We start from the raw sequence: 17589 nt of genomic DNA on the forward strand, positions 1-17589 counted from the left end.
TTGGTATGGCAATTAGTTTTTGCCTGCTTTATCCCGGTATTGTTTCAGTAGTTTTCGACTGAAATCGTCTTCTGATTTTTTAAGCTTTAATATTTTTTTTGCCGGTAATACTTTTTTTACGTTTGTCATGAATTTTTCGCGTAAAAGGTATAATTCTTTATCTGTGCTCTCAATTTGTGATAATAGTACAGCAGCTTCTTTTTCTGAGAGTGAATTTAAATTGTCATCATCTAGTTTACGCAGGTACGTTTTCATCTTTTCATGCCGCAATTCAAACTGTTTATCATCATACGCATTGTAAATCGGCCAAAATTTCTCAGCTTCTGTTGGTGTAAGTTCCAGTTCTGTTGTTAAAAACGAAACTTTGAATGCTTTTACCTTTTCCCGTTTTTCATCAAGTTTATCATTTTGGGCATAAAATGAAAAAGTGATTAAAAACAGAAGTAATGCTAATATATTTTTTAGTTTCATATTGATATAATTTTGTTTTTATTCAGAAATTAAGTTTTCAATGTTTGGGTTTGAAGCCAGAATGTCTTCTAGTGTTTCTTCTTCAAGAGCTACATTTTTGCTGAGTTTATCAATGTCTTTTGTATCCAGTTCTTTAATCAGGTCATATTGATTCAGATTAGACTGATATGCCAGATAAGTTTCTAAAGTAGCTTCATCAAGTTCTTTTGAGGATTTGTAATAATGAGTCGCTGTCGGGATTAAGAAAGCAATGAATACAGCCGCCGCTGCGGCTATAGAAATTACTTTTTTACGTTTGTAAAGCGGAATTACTTTTACCTCTCTTTTTTCTTCTTCTATCTGTTTTAAAACTTTTGCCGAAAAAGTATCAAAATAAGCATCCGGTATCTGAAATCCGGATTTTATTTTCGGCTGGTTTTCTAATTTAAATTCTTTCATAATGCTTATAAGATAAGGTTTGCTATAAAAGGTTTAATTTGATGTAACATATAATTCAATTTTTTTGACAGCATGGTGATAAGACGCTTTTAATGCTCCTACAGATGTTCCTAAGATTTCGGCTATTTCCTCATATTTTAATTCTTCGAAATACTTCATCCTGAAAACCAGCTGTTGTTTTTCTGGTAATGTAACGATCGCTTTCTGAAGTTTAATCTGAATTTCGTCACCGTCATAATAAACATCCGATTTTAAATTGTCAATTGTTTTATTCTGAAGATCTTCGGAAGTTATACCACTTAATTTGGCTTTTTGGTTTAAAAAAGTCAGTGCTTCATTTGTGGCAATGCGATACATCCAGGAGAAGAGTTTACTTTCTCCTTTAAAGTTTTTTAAATACTGAAATACTTTGACAAAAGTGTTTTGTAAAACATCGTCTGCATCGTCATGGTTCAAAACAATGTTTCGAATATGTGCGTACAGTGGTCTCTGATAATCGGATATGAGTTTTTGAAACGCTGCATTCTGCGTTTTAGGATTTAATAATTGCTGTATAAATTCCTTTTCGTCAATCAAATTTCCTGATTTATCAACTTTATAATCAGTTAGAGTATAATTTATTGAAAAGGTTTAATTAACCCTTAAAAAAAATTAGAATTCAGAGTCCTCTTCAGGAGTTGCAGCCGGAGTAGTCACTGCTGGCTTTGGTGCTGCCGGTTTTGGCGCTGCGGGCTTGCTTACGGCTGGTTTTACCGTTGCAGGTTTCGGTTCTGCGTATGGATCTTCCGTATTATATACTGGCGTGGCAGCCGGATTGGCAACAGCAGCTGCCGGAACCGCTTTTGGTTTTATAGGGAAATAAATTTCAGTGATTAATTTAGACGGGCTTTTTACGTCTAATTTGCTTACAGATAGAATTTCTAAATGTGACCAGCTTAATTCCGGAAATATTTTTTCATTGTTAATATAAGCAGTGGTTTTGGCGATCGCTTCAGAAGTGTGCGAATAGTCTCCATTTAAAGTTGTTTTTACAGCGTCAAATCCGTTTAATTTGCCAGCCAGGATATCACTTCCTGAGCTAATAGAGATTTCTTTGTTGATAGGTAAACAAATTGAAATTTTAGCCAGTCCTTTTGCTGTGTCATAAGTGTGGTAAATGATAAACGGTTTTCCGTTGGCATTTAAACCGTTATTTTCGCTGAACTGAATAAGTTTGGGAATTACAATTCGGGCGTTTTTGTTTATTTTGGCTATTTCGCTTGTGAAAGTCTGTTTGATATAAGGAGTCTCGGTTTTTTTTACTACTCCGTTTACTTTTACCGCATACGTTTTGGTTTCGTAATCTAAGTTTTTGTCAATATTTACAAGGCTTTTTTCGTAAATAGTTCCAATTACTTTGTTTGATCCTCCGTTTAAAGCGGCATATATTTTAAATAAAAAACTCATGGTGCCTCTGGCTTTCCAGGTTACTTTTGTTTTTCCTGCCAGTGTATCTTTAAACGTCCAGACAACATCTGCTTCGGTACCGTCGTATTTCATTTTTTGTTCAATACTTTCCCCGTCTTTTGTTTTTAGTGTAACAGCATTCCCTGATCCTTCTTCGCCAGTCCAGTAAAAAGAGCCTCCATTGCCTGTTGTTTTGGCCGGATAGGTAAATTGTAAACTTGAATCTTCAACTGCCCAGGATTCGAAGTCTTCATAATTTCTAAAATCATTTACATAATTATAAACAGTCGCTTTTGGTGAATTGATTACCTTGCTTCTTTCAACAGAGAAACCCCCTTTTTGGGTAGCAACAAACACGGTAAGGGCGATTAAGCTTAATAACAGTAAAAGAAATAAATATTTAAGAATCTTCATTGGTGCAGGTTTTTCGTAAAGTTATAAATTTTATCGGGAGACGAAACTAATAACTTAAAATAAAAAATAGATTGTTATCTTTTTAAAAAGATTTTGATGACAAACAAAATGACAATAAAAAGAAGAAATACAAGCAGTACTTTGTAGTTTCCTTTGTAAAAAACTTTATGAAGGGCTAAATCTTTACGATAAGCAAAAATCATTACGATTACGAATGCGATAAAAAAACAGAGACCGAATATTAATTGTCCTTGACTAAACATAGTGAAATTATTTTTGGCAAATTTAGAGAATTGTATACGAATTGTTGCTAATTTGCCGTCTCATTTAATAGAATAAAAACATGAAAAAACAACTTGATGCGGTTACTGAATTTCATACTGCTTTTAAAATTGGCCACAGCCAGACTCCAATAGCTGATTTGGGTGAAACTAAAAAGCTGCTTCGTTATAATTTAATGAAAGAAGAAAATGAAGAGTATCTGGAAGCAGTAAAAAATAACGATCTGATTGAAATTGCTGATGCTCTTGGTGATATGATGTATATTCTGTGCGGAACCATTATTGAGCATGGTCTGCAGGATAAAATCGAAGCTGTTTTTGATGAAATTCAGCGTAGTAATATGAGTAAATTAGGAGAAGACGGTCATCCAATTTATAGAGAAGACGGAAAAGTAATGAAAGGTCCTAATTATTTTAAACCGGATTTTTCAAAATTATTCTAAAATAACAGATATAAATTTTATTGTGCATAGAAAATAAGTTTAAGTAATCGTATAAAAGATATTTTACGAACATACTATTTGTTGGAATTCTTTTTTTTACAAAAAAAAGCTGTATTTCTATGTGTATAGATTCAAATAAAAAACCCGATAAAAATAAATTTATCGGGTTTTTCTTTTATATGGTTTTGGATTATTGAACTTTAACTGTCCATCCGTAAGTGTCTTCAGAAAGTTTGTTTTGAAGACTCGTTAGTTTTTCTTTTAAGAATGAAGCATATGAATTTTCGATTGGAGCCATTTCAAAATATTCATCTTTATAAGAGAATCCTTTGATTACACTGATAACAGCAGCAGTTCCTGCACCAAAGATTTCTTTTAATGATCCGTTTTTCGCTGCTTCAACTAATTCCGAAACAATAACCGGACGAACTTCTACATTTAATCCTTCTTTTTCAGCCATTGCAATTAAACTTTTTCGGGTAACACCATCTAAAATTCTTTCGCTTGTTGGAGCTGTTAGTAAAGTATCGTTAATTCTGAAGAAAACGTTCATTGTTCCGGCTTCTTCTAATTTTGTATGCGTAGCGTCATCAGTCCAGATAACCTGCTGGAAACCGTCTTTATTAGCTAAATTAGTCGGGTAAAACTGTGCTGCGTAGTTTCCTGCCGCTTTTGCAGCACCAATTCCTCCGTTAGCAGCACGGCTGTAATGCTCGGCAATAATTACTTTTACTTCACCTCCGTAATATGCTTTTGCAGGAGAAAGTAAAATCATGAATTTATATTCGTCAGAAGGGTTTGCAATAACACCAGGTCCTGTTGCAATCATAAACGGACGGATATACATACTGGCTCCGTTTCCTCTCTGAATCCATTCCTGGTCGATTTTTAATAATTCATTTAAGCCTTCCATAAAAATGTCTTCAGGAACCTCCGGCATAGCCATACGAACCGCTGAATTGTTGAAACGTTTATAGTTTTCATCAGGTCTGAACAACCAAACATCATTGTTTTCGTCTTTGTAAGCTTTCATTCCCTCGAAAATCGCCTGCCCGTAATGAAAGACTTTAGAAGAAGGATCCATTAAAATCGGTGCATAAGGCTTAATGACCGGAGTCTGCCATTGTCCGTTTTTGTAATCACATTCGAATAAATGGTCTGTAAATACAGCACCAAAACTTAAGTTTTCAAAGTCTACAGAGCTTATCTTAGAAGAAGTAGCTTTTCTGATTTCAATTTTGCTTGTTTGAGTTGTACTCATAATTATGTAAAGTTTTTATCTAATTTGTATTCTTTCAGATGGAAATCTAATGTAATGATCTGGTGAAGAATAGGTTTTACTGAATGCAAAATTACGGAAAAATATATAATTTGCTTGGTAAAACTGCATTAATTCCTGCGTTTGACTGAGATTTATTTATCTTGTAATAAACCTGAAATATTAGCGAAGTTTTATAAAGAATTTATGAAAAAACTATCGTTTTTTAAGGCTTTACGCATTTGTTTTAATTAAATTTGACTGATAAAAAAGACTGAAAATCAGTAAAACGTCATTGTAAATTTCGAAAAATTGTGAAGAGGGAAATAATAAAAACGCTAGATGGTTCAACTACAATTCATTTGACAGAATGGAACGAGAGTTATCACTCCAAACACGGAGCAATTCAGGAAGCTAAACATGTCTTTATTAAAAATGGACTGTCTTTATTTGAGGATAGTCCTGTAACTATTCTTGAAATTGGCTTTGGTACCGGTCTGAATGCTTTTATCACTTTTTTAGAGTCTGAACACAAACAGCAGACAATTGATTACGTAGGAGTGGAGGCGTACCCTGTAGCGGCTGATGAAGTTTTGGCTATGAATTATGTTGATGAGCTCGACGCATTGGAATTCCATAACATTTTCGAGAAAATGCATAAAAGTGAATGGAATGTAAAAAACGAAATTAGCAGCCGTTTCTCGTTAACCAAAAGGAAACAATTTTTTGACGAAATAGACGATTTTGAAGTTTTTGATTTGATTTACTTTGATGCCTTCGGATACAGGGTGCAGCCGGAGCTTTGGAGTACTGAAATTTTTCAGAAAATGTATAATAGTCTAAAACCAAATGGTGTTTTAGTTACTTATGCAGCTCGGGGAGTTGTAAAGAGAAGTATGATTTCTGTTGGTTTTACAGTCGAAAAATTAGCTGGCCCGCCTGGAAAACGAGAGATGTTTCGAGCCTTTAAGAAGGTTTAAATGAGTTATTTAGAATAGTTCTATATTGATTTATATGTACTAAGAAAACGTATTCGTTACTAAAGTTTTTAAAAAAATAAGTTAAAATGAAACTTTATATGTGAATTATGTTTACATTTGGTGCGAGTTTAAAAATATAGATAACCCCCAAAAATCTTATTTTATTATGTCAAAAATGATGTTTGATTACACGAAATCAATACTTGAAAGAGTTAGTTTCGATCCGGTACTTTTCTGCAAAGAGCTAGAAAAAGCTATCAAAACACTGTTACCTTATGAAATGGAACAATTGCAAGAATGGTTGTTGAACTTCATAATCGAAAAACCAGAATTAAAACAAAGTCTACTACTAATTAAAGTATAAAAAAAAGGAGCCTCACCGGCTCCTTTTTTATTTTATTGCTTTTTTTGCAGCGGACTAATGATTTGAACATTCTGAAAAACAATTGCTCCTTTTACAACGCCGGCAATTGTAGACCGGAGGGCGTCAATAATCTGCATTTTTAATTCACTTTTTGGATAAATCAAACTTACCTCGCGGGCAGGTTTTGGTTCCTTAAAGTTTCGAAGTTTCAGCCTGTCGGATTCTTTTAAGTCAAGAGTATGGAGGTACGGCAGTAAAGTTGTACCCAGACCTTCATCGGCTAGTTTGATTAAAGTTTCAAAACTTCCGCTTTGAATCTGAAAATTATTCTGGTCAGTGTCAGAACCGTTTTTACACAAATTCAAAATACCATCCCTGAAACAGTGACCGTCCTGAAGCAGTAAAATTTCGTTCAGGTTTAAATCGGTAACCTCAATTTCTTCTTTTTGAAAACTGGCATGGTGTTCGGGTATGTAAGCTACAAAAGGCTCAAAGTACAGAACAATCTCTTTTATTTTTTCATCTTCAAGCGGTGTAGCGGCAATAGCGGCATCCAGGTGTCCGTTTTTTAATTTTACAATAATTTCTTCTGTGTTAAGCTCTTCAATTAAAAGTTTAACCTTTGGATATCTTTTGATAAAATTATTTAGAAACATAGGTAATAATGTAGGCATAATCGTTGGGATAATCCCTAAACGAAATTCACCCCCAATATATCCTTTCTGCTGTTCGACTATATCTTTGATCCTGTCAGCTTCGTTTACAATATTTTTGGCCTGATTGACAATTTTCTGACCAATATCAGTCAATTGAATCGGTTTCTTGCTTCTGTCGAAAATTAATATATTAAGTTCTTCTTCAATCTTTTGAATCTGCATACTTAATGTGGGCTGAGTAACAAAACATTTCTCTGCAGCAAGGGTGAAGTTTTTGTGCTCTGCAACCGCTAATACATATTGTAATTGAGTTATCGTCATTTTGATAGTAATTTTTGATGCAAAAATAAGGAAATATAATTTTTTTTTATGTTTTTTTTAAAGAACTTCCTTTAAATTTGTAGTAAACTTAGGATAAAAAATAGAAAATTATGAAAACAAATATTTTAGGATTACCTGTAAAAGAGTCTGAACAGTTAGTAAAAGAATTAAATGTACTATTATCCAATTTTCAGGTGTATTACCAAAACTTAAGGGGAATTCACTGGAATATCCGCGGAAAACGTTTTTTTGATCTTCATGTAAAATTTGAAGAATTATATACAGATGCCCAGCTAAAAATAGATTTGATCGCAGAGCGTGTTTTAACTATCGGGGGAACACCACTGCATACTTTTGAAGATTATATCAAGAATAATAAACTAGCAGTTGGTAAGAATATTTCTAACGATGAAAAAGCAGTTCAGTTAATCGTAAATTCTTTATCGGATCTGTTGAAAATTGAACGGGAAATTCTTGATAAATCAGGGGAAATTAATGACGAAGGTACGAATTCTATGATGAGTGACTTTATTTCAGAGCAGGAAAAAACGATTTGGATGATGAATGCCTGGCTTGACGAAACTTTGTAATGAGTTGTTTATTAATATATTGTAAAGCAGATTGAGCAGTTTTGATCAGTCTGCTTTTCTTTTTTTGTTAAAGTTGTATAAAAATTTTGCTCTCCCGCTTTGATTTTATTTGTTTAACGTTATTTTTGTTTCGATGAAAATATTAGCACGCATATTATTATTCATATTTATTGCTTTCTTATCGACTCCGACCATAGTTCAGGCGATCAAGAAAGGGAATAATACCTGCATGTCTTTTAGTTTTGCTGAAGAAGAAGTTCATAAAGAACTAAAATCAGTGGTACATCCCGCTATTTTAGAACATGAAGTTTTAATTCCGCTGTACATTGAGAAAAAAACGATTGTTTCTGAAAACATCGTAAAACTGGATAATATTTCGCCGAGCATATTTGCTCCACCTCCCAATTTAATATAATACTTCCGATTATTAGAAAAACAACTGTATTTTGTACAAATGCGGTGTGTCTTTAATGTATCCATTTTTAGTATTGTATTATGACAAAAAAAATCAATCTTTTTGCCAACCTTAAATCTGACTTTGCTTCAGGTTTAGTGGTTTTTCTGGTGGCTCTTCCATTGTGTTTAGGTATTGCAATGGCTTCCGGCGCACCGTTATTTTCCGGAATTATTGCAGGTGTTGTGGGTGGTATTGTGGTAGGTTATCTAAGCCAGTCCCATATCAGTGTTTCCGGGCCTGCGGCTGGTTTAACAGCAATTATTTTAACCGCTATAACAGATTTTGGCGCTTTTGATGTGTTTTTACTGTCGGTTTTTATTGCAGGAATACTTCAATTAGCATTAGGATTTTTAAAAGCCGGAAGTATATCGAATTATTTTCCAACAAACGTAATTGAGGGAATGTTAGCAGGTATCGGGATTATTATTATCCTGAAACAAATACCTCATGCTTTTGGTTATGATGCTGATTTTGAAGGTGATCAGGCTTTTGTCCAGAATGACGGAAGCAACTCTTTTTCCTTTTTATTTGGTATTTTAAACCATATTCATTTAGGGGCGGTTGTAGTGTCTTTAATTTCTTTCGCTGTTTTAATTTCATGGGATAAAGTTCCTTTTTTAAAGAGGTTAAAACTAATTCCGGGAGCTCTTGTAGCGGTTATCCTGGGTGTATTATTAAACGAATTTTTTATATCTTCAGGAAGCTCACTGGCAATTGCAAAAGAACATTTGGTTTCTTTGCCTGTTCCAAAATCTTTTGACGAATTTAAGTCTATCCTTATTCTGCCCAATTTTGCTGCGGTTAGTAATCCACAGGTTTGGGTTGTAGGGATTACGATTGCCATTGTTGCTTCTATTGAGACTCTTTTATGTATTGAAGCTTCTGATCGTATGGATATTCAGAAACGTTATACAGATACCAATGTTGAACTTCGTGCACAAGGAGTTGGAAATATTGTAAGCTCACTTTTAGGAGGTTTGCCTATGACATCTGTAGTAGTGAGATCATCGGCTAATAATAACGCCGGCGCTAAATCTAAAATGTCAACCATTATTCATGGTGTGCTTTTAATGATCAGCGTTTTGTCGATTCCTATGATTTTAAATAAAATTCCATTAGCAACACTGGCGACCGTTTTAATATTGGTTGGATATAAACTAGCAAAGCCAGCCACTTTTATGCATTTCTGGAAAAAGGGAAAATACCAGTTTGTTCCTTTCATTGCAACTTTGGTCTTTGTTGTTGCGACAGATTTGCTTAAAGGTGTTGCTTTGGGAATTATTATCAGTATCATTTTTGTGCTCAGAGGAAATCTAAAAAGAGCTTATATCTTTAAGAAAGAAGAGTACGAAGACGGCGATATTATTCATATTGATCTGGCTCAGGAAGTCTCTTTCTTAAATAAAGCCGCAATCAAACAAACGCTTAGCGAAATCCCTGAAAATTCTAAAGTAGTGATTAATGCACATGATACAGAATATATCGCACACGATGTTCTGGATTTGATACGTGAATTTAAGGAAACCCGGGCTATTGATGAAAATATCAAAGTAAAACTCAAAGGATTTAAAGATGCTTACGAACTGGAGAATACCCCGGAAAATAATAATCATGTTACGATAGAACATTATTATGATGTTGCCAAACGTGCCCTTGTACGAAAAGAAGAAGTAAAGGAAAATTTTTAAAACAAATTAGATCAATAAAGATATTTATCGGGTTTGAGAAATATTAAAATTTAGATAACTTTACAAAAAAAAGTCTTTTTGATATGCTTAAGCATTGATAATTCCAAAAAACCTAAAAGAAAGATGAGAAAGTTTTATGAACAAATACTGGAGAACAATAAAAAATGGGTCGAGGATTCGTTAGCAAAAGATCCTAACTATTTTGCTGATCTGGCAAAAGGACAACAGCCTCCTTTATTATGGATTGGATGTTCTGACAGCCGTGTTCCTGCAAATGAAATTATTGGGGCAAAACCAGGAGAAGTTTTTGTACACCGAAATATTGCCAATATGGTGGTACACTCTGATATGAACATGTTAAGTGTGCTGGATTATGCGGTAAATGTTTTGAAAGTAAAACATGTAATTGTATGCGGACATTATGGCTGTGGTGGTGTAAAAGCGGCTATGGGAAATCAGTCTGTCGGAATTATCGACAACTGGCTTCGTCATATTAAAGACGAATACCGTTTACACGATAAATACCTGAATTCGATTGAAGATGAAACAGATCGTTTTAATGCCTTTGTAGAGATTAATGCGAAAGAGCAGGTTTATAATCTGGCTAAAACTTCAATTGTGCAGGGAGCCTGGAAAAGCGGTCAGGATTTGATGCTGCATGGATGGGTATACGGATTAAATTCAGGTTTTGTAACGGATTTAAATGTTACCATTAGTTCAAATGAAGAACTTGATCAGGTGTATCAGCTTGATCTTTAACAGATAAAAGAAAAAATCGCCTTTAAAAGGCGATTTTTTTTATTCGTTTTCGTCCAGATTTTCATTAAAAGCCGACGGCAGCATAGTTGGTATAAATTTGATAAGGATTGGCAGTAGTAAACTTCCGCCCGGGAGTAAAAAGATCGTCAGTGACGGGATTGTTTTACAAATGTCTAAAAGCTGCTTTTTTACCTTTTTCTTTTCTTTTGGATCTAAATCTCTTGTCGTAGAATAGGCGAGCAGTACCATTAATTCTTTACTTTGTACAATTTCTTTAATAAGCCTGTTTTTATTTCGTATGATGAGTTTTACAACACTGTGTGTCATCTGATCATAAAAGTGTTTTACAGGATTTGAATAATTAAAGTACGGTATTTTCTTTTTATGAGTTGTAATAAAAGTATTGGTTGTACTGATACTTTGGCTCACAAAATCGTCTGAAACGCCCATGGTCGAACCCAATGAATACAAAAAGTATGATTCCTCATTTTCGACAACACCATCACTCCATAAAGCCATTCCGGCCATATCGATTAAATAATAATGTTCCAGTTTGTTTTTGAAATAATCAAGCTGTAATGTTTCTAAGGTTTCAACGGTAACTTTTGAAAATTTGGAATAACGTATAGAAGCTTCAAATAACTTTATAAGTAAATCGTCGTGCTGCGATTTTATGGTTTTGGTCTTTAAAGCCAGACCTACGATACCTAAAACAGTTTCTTCAATTCGTTTTAGATATTTTTCAGGTATTTCTCCGTGTTCTAAATATTGTCTGAAGGCCAGAACATCAATAAATAAAAGCGCATTGGTTACTAAGTGCGAAAAGTTTTTACTGATAATACTGTCGTTGGTCTGTACCCTTTCGTCAATGATACTTTCAAGGGATAGGGAAGGGGTATCTTTAGGCAGTAATATTTTAAACAGGTTAAATCCCTCCGGATTCATCTGTTTGTAAAACTTTAAAACTTCGGCAATAAAATTTTTAGGTTCGGAGTTTCTTTTTTCCAGACAAAATACATGATATAGTGTATTTAGTAAGGCTACTTTGGAAATTTCGGTTTTGAACCAGCCTTTTATCGGAATGGGAACCTGGGAATCAATCGCAATGATATGTCCGTAGATAAAACCGGTTTCCCTTACTTTATAGTAAAAAGAATCTGTAGTTTCAAAGGGAATTGCCTCTGAAAACTTCTGTTCACTAAAAAATTTATCTATCCAGCCGTGCGCTGATGGGTTAATCATTGAATTGAATTTATAGCTGCAAAGCTATATCTTTTTTCTTGTTTTAGAACCAACTAAAAATAAAATAACCACTATATTTTTGTGAAATGCAGTGGTTATCGATTTTTTTTATTATTTAATGATTCCTGCACAGGCTACACGTCCGCCGGCATTTCCGGTTGGCTGTGTTGTAAAATCATCTGTTCCCTGATGAACAATTAAGCCTTTTCCAAGAACATCTTTGGTTTCATCGCCGCAGCCAATACACCATTCGTCAGTTGTTAGGGTAATAGTTCCGTTACCTTTTTCATCAGCGGTAAAGTTTCCTATATCACCTTTATGGTATTCACCTACACCCCATTTTCCGTGTTTTTTAAAAGTCGGGTTCCAGTGTCCGCCGGCAGAACTTCCGTCTGCAGAAGTACAATCTGCTTTTTCATGAATATGAATGGCATGAACTCCAGGCTGTAAACCTGAAACTTTTGCAGTAAAGGTAACTTTGCCGTTTTTTTCGGTAAAAGTTGCGGTTCCGCCTACTGTGCTGTTGCTTTTTGGCTCCAATGCTATAGTAAGGTTTTTAGCATCATTTGATTTTGTATTGGTCTTACAGCCAACAATTAAAGCTGTAATTATAGCGAATGATACAATCAGTTTTTTCATATTATATGGGCATTTAAATTAAAGATTAAGTAAATTTAACATAAAATAATGGAATACTTTGTCTCTAAAAGTTAAAAAAAAGTCAAACTATACGTGGTAATTTAATGGCAATTGAGCACACAACCCAAAAATATTATGTAAATTCGTAGTAGTTTTAGTGCAAAAAAACTAATATGCCACTTTTCTAATTCGTTCATATTTAATTCTTTAATGTTATGATGAAAAAGATTTTATTGCTCGTTTTTTTTAGTTCACTAGTACTTTCATGCAAATGCAAAAAGACAGATACGGTTTCGAAACTTGACGGAACCTGGGAACTAAATTATATTACCGGTCCAAGGATAACTTTTGATGGTTTATATCCCAATAAAAAGCCCACGATAAATTTTGATACTAATGAAAATCGTGTTTCAGGAAATAACAGCTGTAATACATATACCGGAAAATTAGCTGTTGACGGAAATAAACTTGATTTTACCCAGCCAATGGCCGTTACCAAAATGATGTGTCTTGACGGACAGCAGGGCGAACAGACTTATATGCAGACACTTCAGAAAATAACTTCTTATGATATAACAGACGAAGGTAAAACACTGAATCTGATCTCAGGTGATATTGCCATGATGCGATTTACCAGAAGGTGATCTTTTTTTTATTGTTTAATGCAAACGGATGAAAGATGAAAACGATATTATACAGTGTAGTTTTATGGTTTACGGTGCTGAATTTTTCAGTTTCGGCTCAGGAAAAAACAAAAAAAGAACTGAAGGCTGAAAGGGAATTACAACAGCAGAAAGAAACGGAAGCTTTGATTGATTCAAAAAACTTTGTTTTTGAAGCCCAAAAGTTAACTCCTCAGGGCGGAAGGCTCATTAATCTGGATTACGGCATTTACTTTTTAAACTTCAATGCTGAGAAAACAACCTGCGATCTTCCTTTTTTTGGGCGCGGGTTTAATGTGGGGTATGGAAGTGATGGAGGAATCAAATTTGAAGGTAAACCCGAAAATATAAAAATTGAAAAGAAGAAAAAAAGTTATATCCTTAAAACGACAGTTAAGGGGAAGGATGATGTTTATGATCTGACGTTTACTATTTTTTATGATAAAGGAACTTCGCTTTCAGTAATTAGTAACAATCGTGCTCCAATTTCGTACGACGGAGAGATAAGTGCTCCAAAATCATTTGACAATAAAAAGTAAGCGTTTTTATAATCATCGGGTTTTATTTAAAATTAAGATTTTCAAAATCAAAATATTTGGACTGCATAATTATTTAGAAACTAATTTAAAAATCAAAACTATGAAAAAATTAAGTCTTATTTTTATGATTGCCTTTGCCGTGTTTTCATCTTATGCACAATCTTCCTTTAAAGAAGATGTAGATGTTTTGCAAAGTCTTTATGGAAAAACCAAAAGTGATCTGGTAAAACAGTATATGAATTTGTCCGATACGCAGTCAGCTGCTTTTGTAAAAGTTTATGATGATTATGAGGCACAGCGAAAAGCTTTAGGACAGATTAAATTTCAGCTGATTAATGATTATGCGGCTAATTATGAAACCCTGACTGATGCAAAAGCAGATGAGCTGGCCAAAGGAACTTTGAAAAATCATATTGCTTATGAAAAGTTATATTGTAAAACGTATTCAAAAGCTAAAAAAGCGATAGGAGCTATAAATGCAGCAAAGTTTATTCAGCTGGAAGTTTATCTGCAGACAATTATTCGAAGTGAAATTCTGGAAGCGATTCCGTTTATCGGAGAATTAGACAAATCAAAAGTGCAATAAGAATTTTACTTCTGATAAAAATAGAAAAAGGCAGTTCTTTATAATTCAACTGCCTTTTTTTATTTTTTTAAGCGAATTATTTTGCTGTTTTAACTTTGTAAATTTCATTTACCATTCCGTCACGGAAACTATCTAAAGTCAGTTCCCAGAACATGATTCCTCCTAGTTTTTTTGTTTTTACATATTCTGCTTTCGCTTTGATGGATTTAAGATCATCTGAAGTAGCAAAAGTTTTAGTCGAAGCATTGTACCAGTAAGGTGCCCGTGCTTTTTCGTCCCAGAAATATTTCCAGCCGTTTGCTTCAGTATATACCGATGCATAGTTTTTAAAATCAACGCCCTCAAAGTGTTCTCCCGCCTGATACAATCCGTTATTGATATTTTCTACGTTTTTCCATTGTCTGGTGTAAAATGCACCGCCAATTACTAATTTTTCAGCAGGGACACCTTGTTTTAATAAAAATTCTACAGCTCTGTCTGTTGATTCTTCTTTTGGATTTGTACTGTATAAAGGAGTGTGGTGGCCTGTAACTTTTGAATAGCCGTTTACTAAATCGTAACTCATGATGTTGATACGGTTTACCAATGGCGTAACTGCTTTCCAGTCAATAGATTCGTCTAAATATTTCTGAAAACCTCCTGCAGCAAAGCTTAATTCGTATTTTTTGCCTAGTGTGGTACGTAATATTTTCAAGAGTTCAGTAAAGTTAGGTTTGTCAACAGCCTGATATAAATGACCAGGAAGTCCTTCGATTGCCGGATATTCCCAGTCTAAATCTAATCCGTCTACTTTATAAGAATCACTTAATTCTTTTACTGATTTAGCAAATTTCAATCGCCCCTCAGCCGTCGAAAATGCATTTGAACAAGGTTCGCATCCGCCCCAGCCGCCAAGTGACACAATAATTTTTAATTGCGGATTTTTAGCTTTTAAAGAAACTAAATGTTTAATTGTAAGAGAATCTTTAGGAGAATCCACTGTTAATTTACCATCTTTTAAATGACAAAAACTGAAAATAATCTGATTGAGTTTGCTGACTTCGTACTGGTCAATTAATTGAGAATCGCCTGTGTAATAAGCGATAATGTCCATTTTTTTATTTTTCTGCGCAAAAAAAGTTGTGGAAATCAGGCAGCAAAATAAAAGCGTCCATAGGTTAATTTGTTTCATTTTATGTTTTTTGAAGTTTTAGAACGCTAAATTTATAACATTAGAATTTAAATTTTGCTATGAATACTGTATCAAAACCTCAATTTTAATAAATATTTGTGAAATGATTAAGTGATCTAAGTCATCTAAGTTTATTTTAGACTGACTATAAGATTACTAAATAAGTTGGGTCAAAGTTTTGAAATTAGACAAGTTAATTGCTAAAAACAAATCTTTTTTTAATGAACTTATGCTGCTTATCTTGTTCAAAAGAACAAAAAAATAAACCCGCACAGTTTCGGACTTGTGCGGGTTTATAACAAATTAAAAGCTAAAAACTATTTTGAAATTAGAAGCAGTAAGTGTTTTCTGCAACTAATTTTTCTGCGATTTTTTCTCTAAGTGCCACAACATTTGGCAGGTTCGTATATTTAGTGAAACGTTTCAATCCCATTAACATCATACGCTGCTCGTCTCCTTCAGAGAAAGAAGCGATTCCTTCTTTTCCTCTTAAGTTTACGATATCAACAGCTTTGTACAAGTATAATTTTGCCATAGCGATTTGCTCTTGTACTTTATCTTCACCTTCTTTTTTAGCCAATTTCTCCGTTCTCAAAATTGTACTTTCTGCCATGTAGATTTCGATTAAGATATCGGCAGCTGCCATCAATAATTGCTGGTGAGAATCTAATTCTGGACCGTATTTTTGAACAGCGCTTCCAGCAACCATTAAGAAAACTTTTTTCAAGTTAGCTACGATTACTTTTTCTTCAGAGAACAACTCAGAGAAGTCTGGAGTATCAAAAGATGGAATTCCCATTAATTCTTCTTGAACTTTCATTGCTGGTCCAAGTAAATCAACGTGTCCCTTCATTGCTTTTTTGATCAGCATACCCACAGAAAGCATTCTGTTGATTTCGTTTGTTCCTTCGTAGATACGAGCGATACGAGCATCTCTCCAAGCACTTTCCATTGGTGTATCTTCAGAGAATCCCATTCCACCAAAAACCTGAATACCTTCATCAGAACAGTTTTGAACGTCTTCAGAAACCGCTACTTTCAAGATAGAACACTCGATAGCGTATTCTTCAACACCTTTCAATTCTGCTTCTTGATGAGAAGTTCCTTCTGCTTCACGGGCAGCGATTCTGTCTTCGATGTCTTTTGCAGCACGATAAGAAGCACTTTCTCCAGCGTAAGCATTAGTTGCCATTTCAGCTAATTTAGAACGGATAGCACCAAAAGATGCGATAGGAGTGTTGAACTGAATTCTTTCGTTAGCATATTTTACAGCTCCAGAAGTAACTCTTCTTTGAGCATCTAAACAAGCCGCAGCCAATTTAATACGACCAACATTTAAAGCATTCATTGCGATTTTGAAACCATTTCCTCTTTCAGATAACATGTTTTCAACCGGAACTTTTGTTTCGTTGAAGAAAACCTGACGAGTAGAAGAAGCACGGATTCCTAATTTATGCTCTTCTTCATTCATAGAAATTCCGTTTGCTGGATCATTTTCTACGATGAAACCTGTAATATTTTTATCATCTCCAATGCGAGCAAAAACGATGAAAACGCTACAGAAACCTGCATTCGAAATCCACATTTTTTGTCCAGTGATAGAGTAGTATTTTCCGTCTTCAGATAAAACCGCTTTAGTTTTTCCTGAGTTAGCATCAGATCCTGCACCTGGTTCCGTTAAACAATAAGCACCAAACCATTCTCCAGAAGCTAATAACGGAACGTATTTTTTCTTTTGTTCTTCAGATCCGTAAAGTGTAATTGGCATAGTTCCAATTCCGGTGTGTGCACCAAAAGCAGTAGAGAACGAACCTGTTGCTCCAGAAATGTAGTCACAAACCAACATTGTAGAAACAAATCCCATTCCTAATCCGCCATATTCTTCCGGAACTGCAACGCCAAGAAGTCCAAGTTCTCCAGCTTTACGCATAGAAGATTCTGTATAAGCGTAATCTTTTTTCTCAAAACGATCTTTATGCGCCCATAATTCTTTGTCTACGAACTCTTTTACAGAGTCACGCATCATTAATTGCTCTTCCGAGAAATCTTCTGGTGTGAAGACATCTTCGCATTTTGTTTCTTTAACTAAAAACTGACCACCACGAGTCACATTTTTTTCGATTGTATCTGCCATGATTATGTTTTTTTATATTTTGTTTTTGCTCAATTTTTGTCATTTCGACG

Annotated in this window: 20 protein-coding genes; 10 read left to right on the forward strand and 10 right to left on the reverse strand. The window is 34.3% G+C overall.

Features of this window, described 5'->3' with window-relative positions:
- Positions 1-12 precede the first annotated feature (12 nt).
- From ACODST_RS17160 to ACODST_RS17175, 4 genes are all read right to left on the reverse strand, one after another.
- On the reverse strand, positions 13-471 hold the full coding sequence (locus tag ACODST_RS17160) for a sensor of ECF-type sigma factor (RefSeq protein WP_488933329.1): 459 nt from the start codon (positions 469-471) through the stop codon (positions 13-15).
- 18 nt (positions 472-489) lie between these two features.
- Entirely contained in the window at positions 490-909 is a 420-nt protein-coding gene (locus ACODST_RS17165) for a hypothetical protein (RefSeq protein WP_488933330.1), read from the reverse strand.
- A gap of 33 nt (positions 910-942) precedes the next feature.
- A complete protein-coding gene (locus ACODST_RS17170) occupies positions 943-1485 on the reverse strand; it encodes an RNA polymerase sigma factor (RefSeq protein ID WP_488933331.1) in 543 nt (180 codons plus the stop codon).
- A gap of 75 nt (positions 1486-1560) precedes the next feature.
- Positions 1561-2769 (reverse strand): SRPBCC family protein, encoded by a 1209-nt coding sequence (locus ACODST_RS17175; protein ID WP_488933332.1) that lies wholly within the window; start codon positions 2767-2769, stop codon positions 1561-1563.
- 343 nt (positions 2770-3112) lie between these two features.
- Between ACODST_RS17175 and ACODST_RS17180 the strand changes: the two genes are divergently transcribed.
- A complete protein-coding gene (locus tag ACODST_RS17180; protein WP_488933333.1) occupies positions 3113-3493 on the forward strand; it encodes a pyrophosphohydrolase domain-containing protein in 381 nt (126 codons plus the stop codon).
- 190 nt (positions 3494-3683) lie between these two features.
- Here ACODST_RS17180 and ACODST_RS17185 read toward each other — a convergent pair whose 3' ends face one another.
- Positions 3684-4754, reverse strand: a complete 1071-nt coding sequence (locus tag ACODST_RS17185) for a branched-chain amino acid aminotransferase (protein WP_488933334.1) — start codon at positions 4752-4754, stop codon at positions 3684-3686.
- Between the two features lie 311 nt (positions 4755-5065).
- Between ACODST_RS17185 and mnmC2 the strand changes: the two genes are divergently transcribed.
- Positions 5066-5731: a tRNA (5-methylaminomethyl-2-thiouridine)(34)-methyltransferase MnmC2 gene (gene mnmC2, locus ACODST_RS17190; protein WP_488933335.1), complete on the forward strand. Its 666-nt coding sequence runs from the start codon at positions 5066-5068 to the stop codon at positions 5729-5731.
- A gap of 166 nt (positions 5732-5897) precedes the next feature.
- A complete protein-coding gene (locus ACODST_RS17195) occupies positions 5898-6095 on the forward strand; it encodes a hypothetical protein (protein ID WP_057120884.1) in 198 nt (65 codons plus the stop codon).
- A 32-nt stretch (positions 6096-6127) separates the two neighbouring features.
- Here ACODST_RS17195 and ACODST_RS17200 read toward each other — a convergent pair whose 3' ends face one another.
- Positions 6128-7072, reverse strand: a complete 945-nt coding sequence (locus ACODST_RS17200; protein ID WP_488933336.1) for a LysR substrate-binding domain-containing protein — start codon at positions 7070-7072, stop codon at positions 6128-6130.
- Positions 7073-7182: 110 nt separating this feature from the next.
- Between ACODST_RS17200 and ACODST_RS17205 the strand changes: the two genes are divergently transcribed.
- The 4 genes from ACODST_RS17205 to can all read left to right on the forward strand — a co-directional run bounded on the left by ACODST_RS17205 (position 7183) and on the right by can (position 10566).
- On the forward strand, positions 7183-7662 hold the full coding sequence (locus ACODST_RS17205) for a Dps family protein (protein ID WP_488933337.1): 480 nt from the start codon (positions 7183-7185) through the stop codon (positions 7660-7662).
- Between the two features lie 133 nt (positions 7663-7795).
- Entirely contained in the window at positions 7796-8077 is a 282-nt protein-coding gene (locus ACODST_RS17210; RefSeq protein ID WP_488933338.1) for a hypothetical protein, read from the forward strand.
- Between the two features lie 80 nt (positions 8078-8157).
- Positions 8158-9807 carry a SulP family inorganic anion transporter gene (locus ACODST_RS17215; RefSeq protein ID WP_488933339.1) on the forward strand — a complete coding sequence of 550 codons (1650 nt, stop codon included), beginning with the start codon at positions 8158-8160 and terminating at the stop codon, positions 9805-9807.
- 123 nt (positions 9808-9930) lie between these two features.
- Positions 9931-10566, forward strand: a complete 636-nt coding sequence (gene can, locus ACODST_RS17220; RefSeq protein ID WP_488933340.1) for a carbonate dehydratase — start codon at positions 9931-9933, stop codon at positions 10564-10566.
- Between the two features lie 39 nt (positions 10567-10605).
- On the opposite strand, the gene ACODST_RS17225 is transcribed toward can, so the two are convergent.
- Together ACODST_RS17225 and ACODST_RS17230 are read right to left on the reverse strand one after the other, a co-directional pair.
- The gene (locus tag ACODST_RS17225) at positions 10606-11808 is read right to left on the reverse strand and encodes an LETM1-related biofilm-associated protein (protein ID WP_488933341.1); all 1203 of its coding nucleotides are present in this window, start codon (positions 11806-11808) and stop codon (positions 10606-10608) included.
- A gap of 111 nt (positions 11809-11919) precedes the next feature.
- Positions 11920-12447 (reverse strand): superoxide dismutase family protein, encoded by a 528-nt coding sequence (locus ACODST_RS17230; protein ID WP_488933342.1) that lies wholly within the window; start codon positions 12445-12447, stop codon positions 11920-11922.
- A gap of 215 nt (positions 12448-12662) precedes the next feature.
- Between ACODST_RS17230 and ACODST_RS17235 the strand changes: the two genes are divergently transcribed.
- The 3 genes from ACODST_RS17235 to ACODST_RS17245 all read left to right on the forward strand — a co-directional run bounded on the left by ACODST_RS17235 (position 12663) and on the right by ACODST_RS17245 (position 14234).
- Positions 12663-13091, forward strand: a complete 429-nt coding sequence (locus tag ACODST_RS17235; RefSeq protein ID WP_488933343.1) for an META domain-containing protein — start codon at positions 12663-12665, stop codon at positions 13089-13091.
- Between the two features lie 35 nt (positions 13092-13126).
- Positions 13127-13648: a DUF4251 domain-containing protein gene (locus ACODST_RS17240; protein ID WP_488933344.1), complete on the forward strand. Its 522-nt coding sequence runs from the start codon at positions 13127-13129 to the stop codon at positions 13646-13648.
- 100 nt (positions 13649-13748) lie between these two features.
- Positions 13749-14234: a hypothetical protein gene (locus tag ACODST_RS17245; protein WP_488933345.1), complete on the forward strand. Its 486-nt coding sequence runs from the start codon at positions 13749-13751 to the stop codon at positions 14232-14234.
- A 76-nt stretch (positions 14235-14310) separates the two neighbouring features.
- Here the strand turns inward: ACODST_RS17245 and ACODST_RS17250 are convergent, their stop codons facing one another.
- Together ACODST_RS17250 and ACODST_RS17255 are read right to left on the reverse strand one after the other, a co-directional pair.
- The gene (locus ACODST_RS17250) at positions 14311-15405 is read right to left on the reverse strand and encodes a glycoside hydrolase family 18 protein (RefSeq protein WP_488933346.1); all 1095 of its coding nucleotides are present in this window, start codon (positions 15403-15405) and stop codon (positions 14311-14313) included.
- 328 nt (positions 15406-15733) lie between these two features.
- On the reverse strand, positions 15734-17539 hold the full coding sequence (locus ACODST_RS17255; RefSeq protein WP_488933347.1) for an acyl-CoA dehydrogenase FadE: 1806 nt from the start codon (positions 17537-17539) through the stop codon (positions 15734-15736).
- Between the last annotated feature and the right edge of the window lie 50 nt (positions 17540-17589).

The organism is Flavobacterium sp. FG19, from assembly GCF_057809475.1.

Coding starts and splice junctions, on each gene's coding strand:
- ACODST_RS17175 (WP_488933332.1), bottom strand. CDS start 2,769: ATGAAGATTCTTAAATATTTATTTCTTTTACTGTTATTAAGCTTAATC.
- ACODST_RS17250 (WP_488933346.1), bottom strand. CDS start 15,405: ATGAAACAAATTAACCTATGGACGCTTTTATTTTGCTGCCTGATTTCC.
- ACODST_RS17255 (WP_488933347.1), bottom strand. CDS start 17,539: ATGGCAGATACAATCGAAAAAAATGTGACTCGTGGTGGTCAGTTTTTA.
- ACODST_RS17165 (WP_488933330.1), bottom strand. CDS start 909: ATGAAAGAATTTAAATTAGAAAACCAGCCGAAAATAAAATCCGGATTT.
- ACODST_RS17245 (WP_488933345.1), top strand. CDS start 13,749: ATGAAAAAATTAAGTCTTATTTTTATGATTGCCTTTGCCGTGTTTTCA.
- can (WP_488933340.1), top strand. CDS start 9,931: ATGAGAAAGTTTTATGAACAAATACTGGAGAACAATAAAAAATGGGTC.
- ACODST_RS17215 (WP_488933339.1), top strand. CDS start 8,158: ATGACAAAAAAAATCAATCTTTTTGCCAACCTTAAATCTGACTTTGCT.
- ACODST_RS17240 (WP_488933344.1), top strand. CDS start 13,127: ATGAAAACGATATTATACAGTGTAGTTTTATGGTTTACGGTGCTGAAT.
- ACODST_RS17195 (WP_057120884.1), top strand. CDS start 5,898: ATGTCAAAAATGATGTTTGATTACACGAAATCAATACTTGAAAGAGTT.
- ACODST_RS17225 (WP_488933341.1), bottom strand. CDS start 11,808: ATGATTAACCCATCAGCGCACGGCTGGATAGATAAATTTTTTAGTGAA.
- ACODST_RS17200 (WP_488933336.1), bottom strand. CDS start 7,072: ATGACGATAACTCAATTACAATATGTATTAGCGGTTGCAGAGCACAAA.
- ACODST_RS17185 (WP_488933334.1), bottom strand. CDS start 4,754: ATGAGTACAACTCAAACAAGCAAAATTGAAATCAGAAAAGCTACTTCT.
- ACODST_RS17180 (WP_488933333.1), top strand. CDS start 3,113: ATGAAAAAACAACTTGATGCGGTTACTGAATTTCATACTGCTTTTAAA.
- ACODST_RS17230 (WP_488933342.1), bottom strand. CDS start 12,447: ATGAAAAAACTGATTGTATCATTCGCTATAATTACAGCTTTAATTGTT.
- ACODST_RS17235 (WP_488933343.1), top strand. CDS start 12,663: ATGATGAAAAAGATTTTATTGCTCGTTTTTTTTAGTTCACTAGTACTT.
- ACODST_RS17205 (WP_488933337.1), top strand. CDS start 7,183: ATGAAAACAAATATTTTAGGATTACCTGTAAAAGAGTCTGAACAGTTA.
- ACODST_RS17210 (WP_488933338.1), top strand. CDS start 7,796: ATGAAAATATTAGCACGCATATTATTATTCATATTTATTGCTTTCTTA.
- ACODST_RS17160 (WP_488933329.1), bottom strand. CDS start 471: ATGAAACTAAAAAATATATTAGCATTACTTCTGTTTTTAATCACTTTT.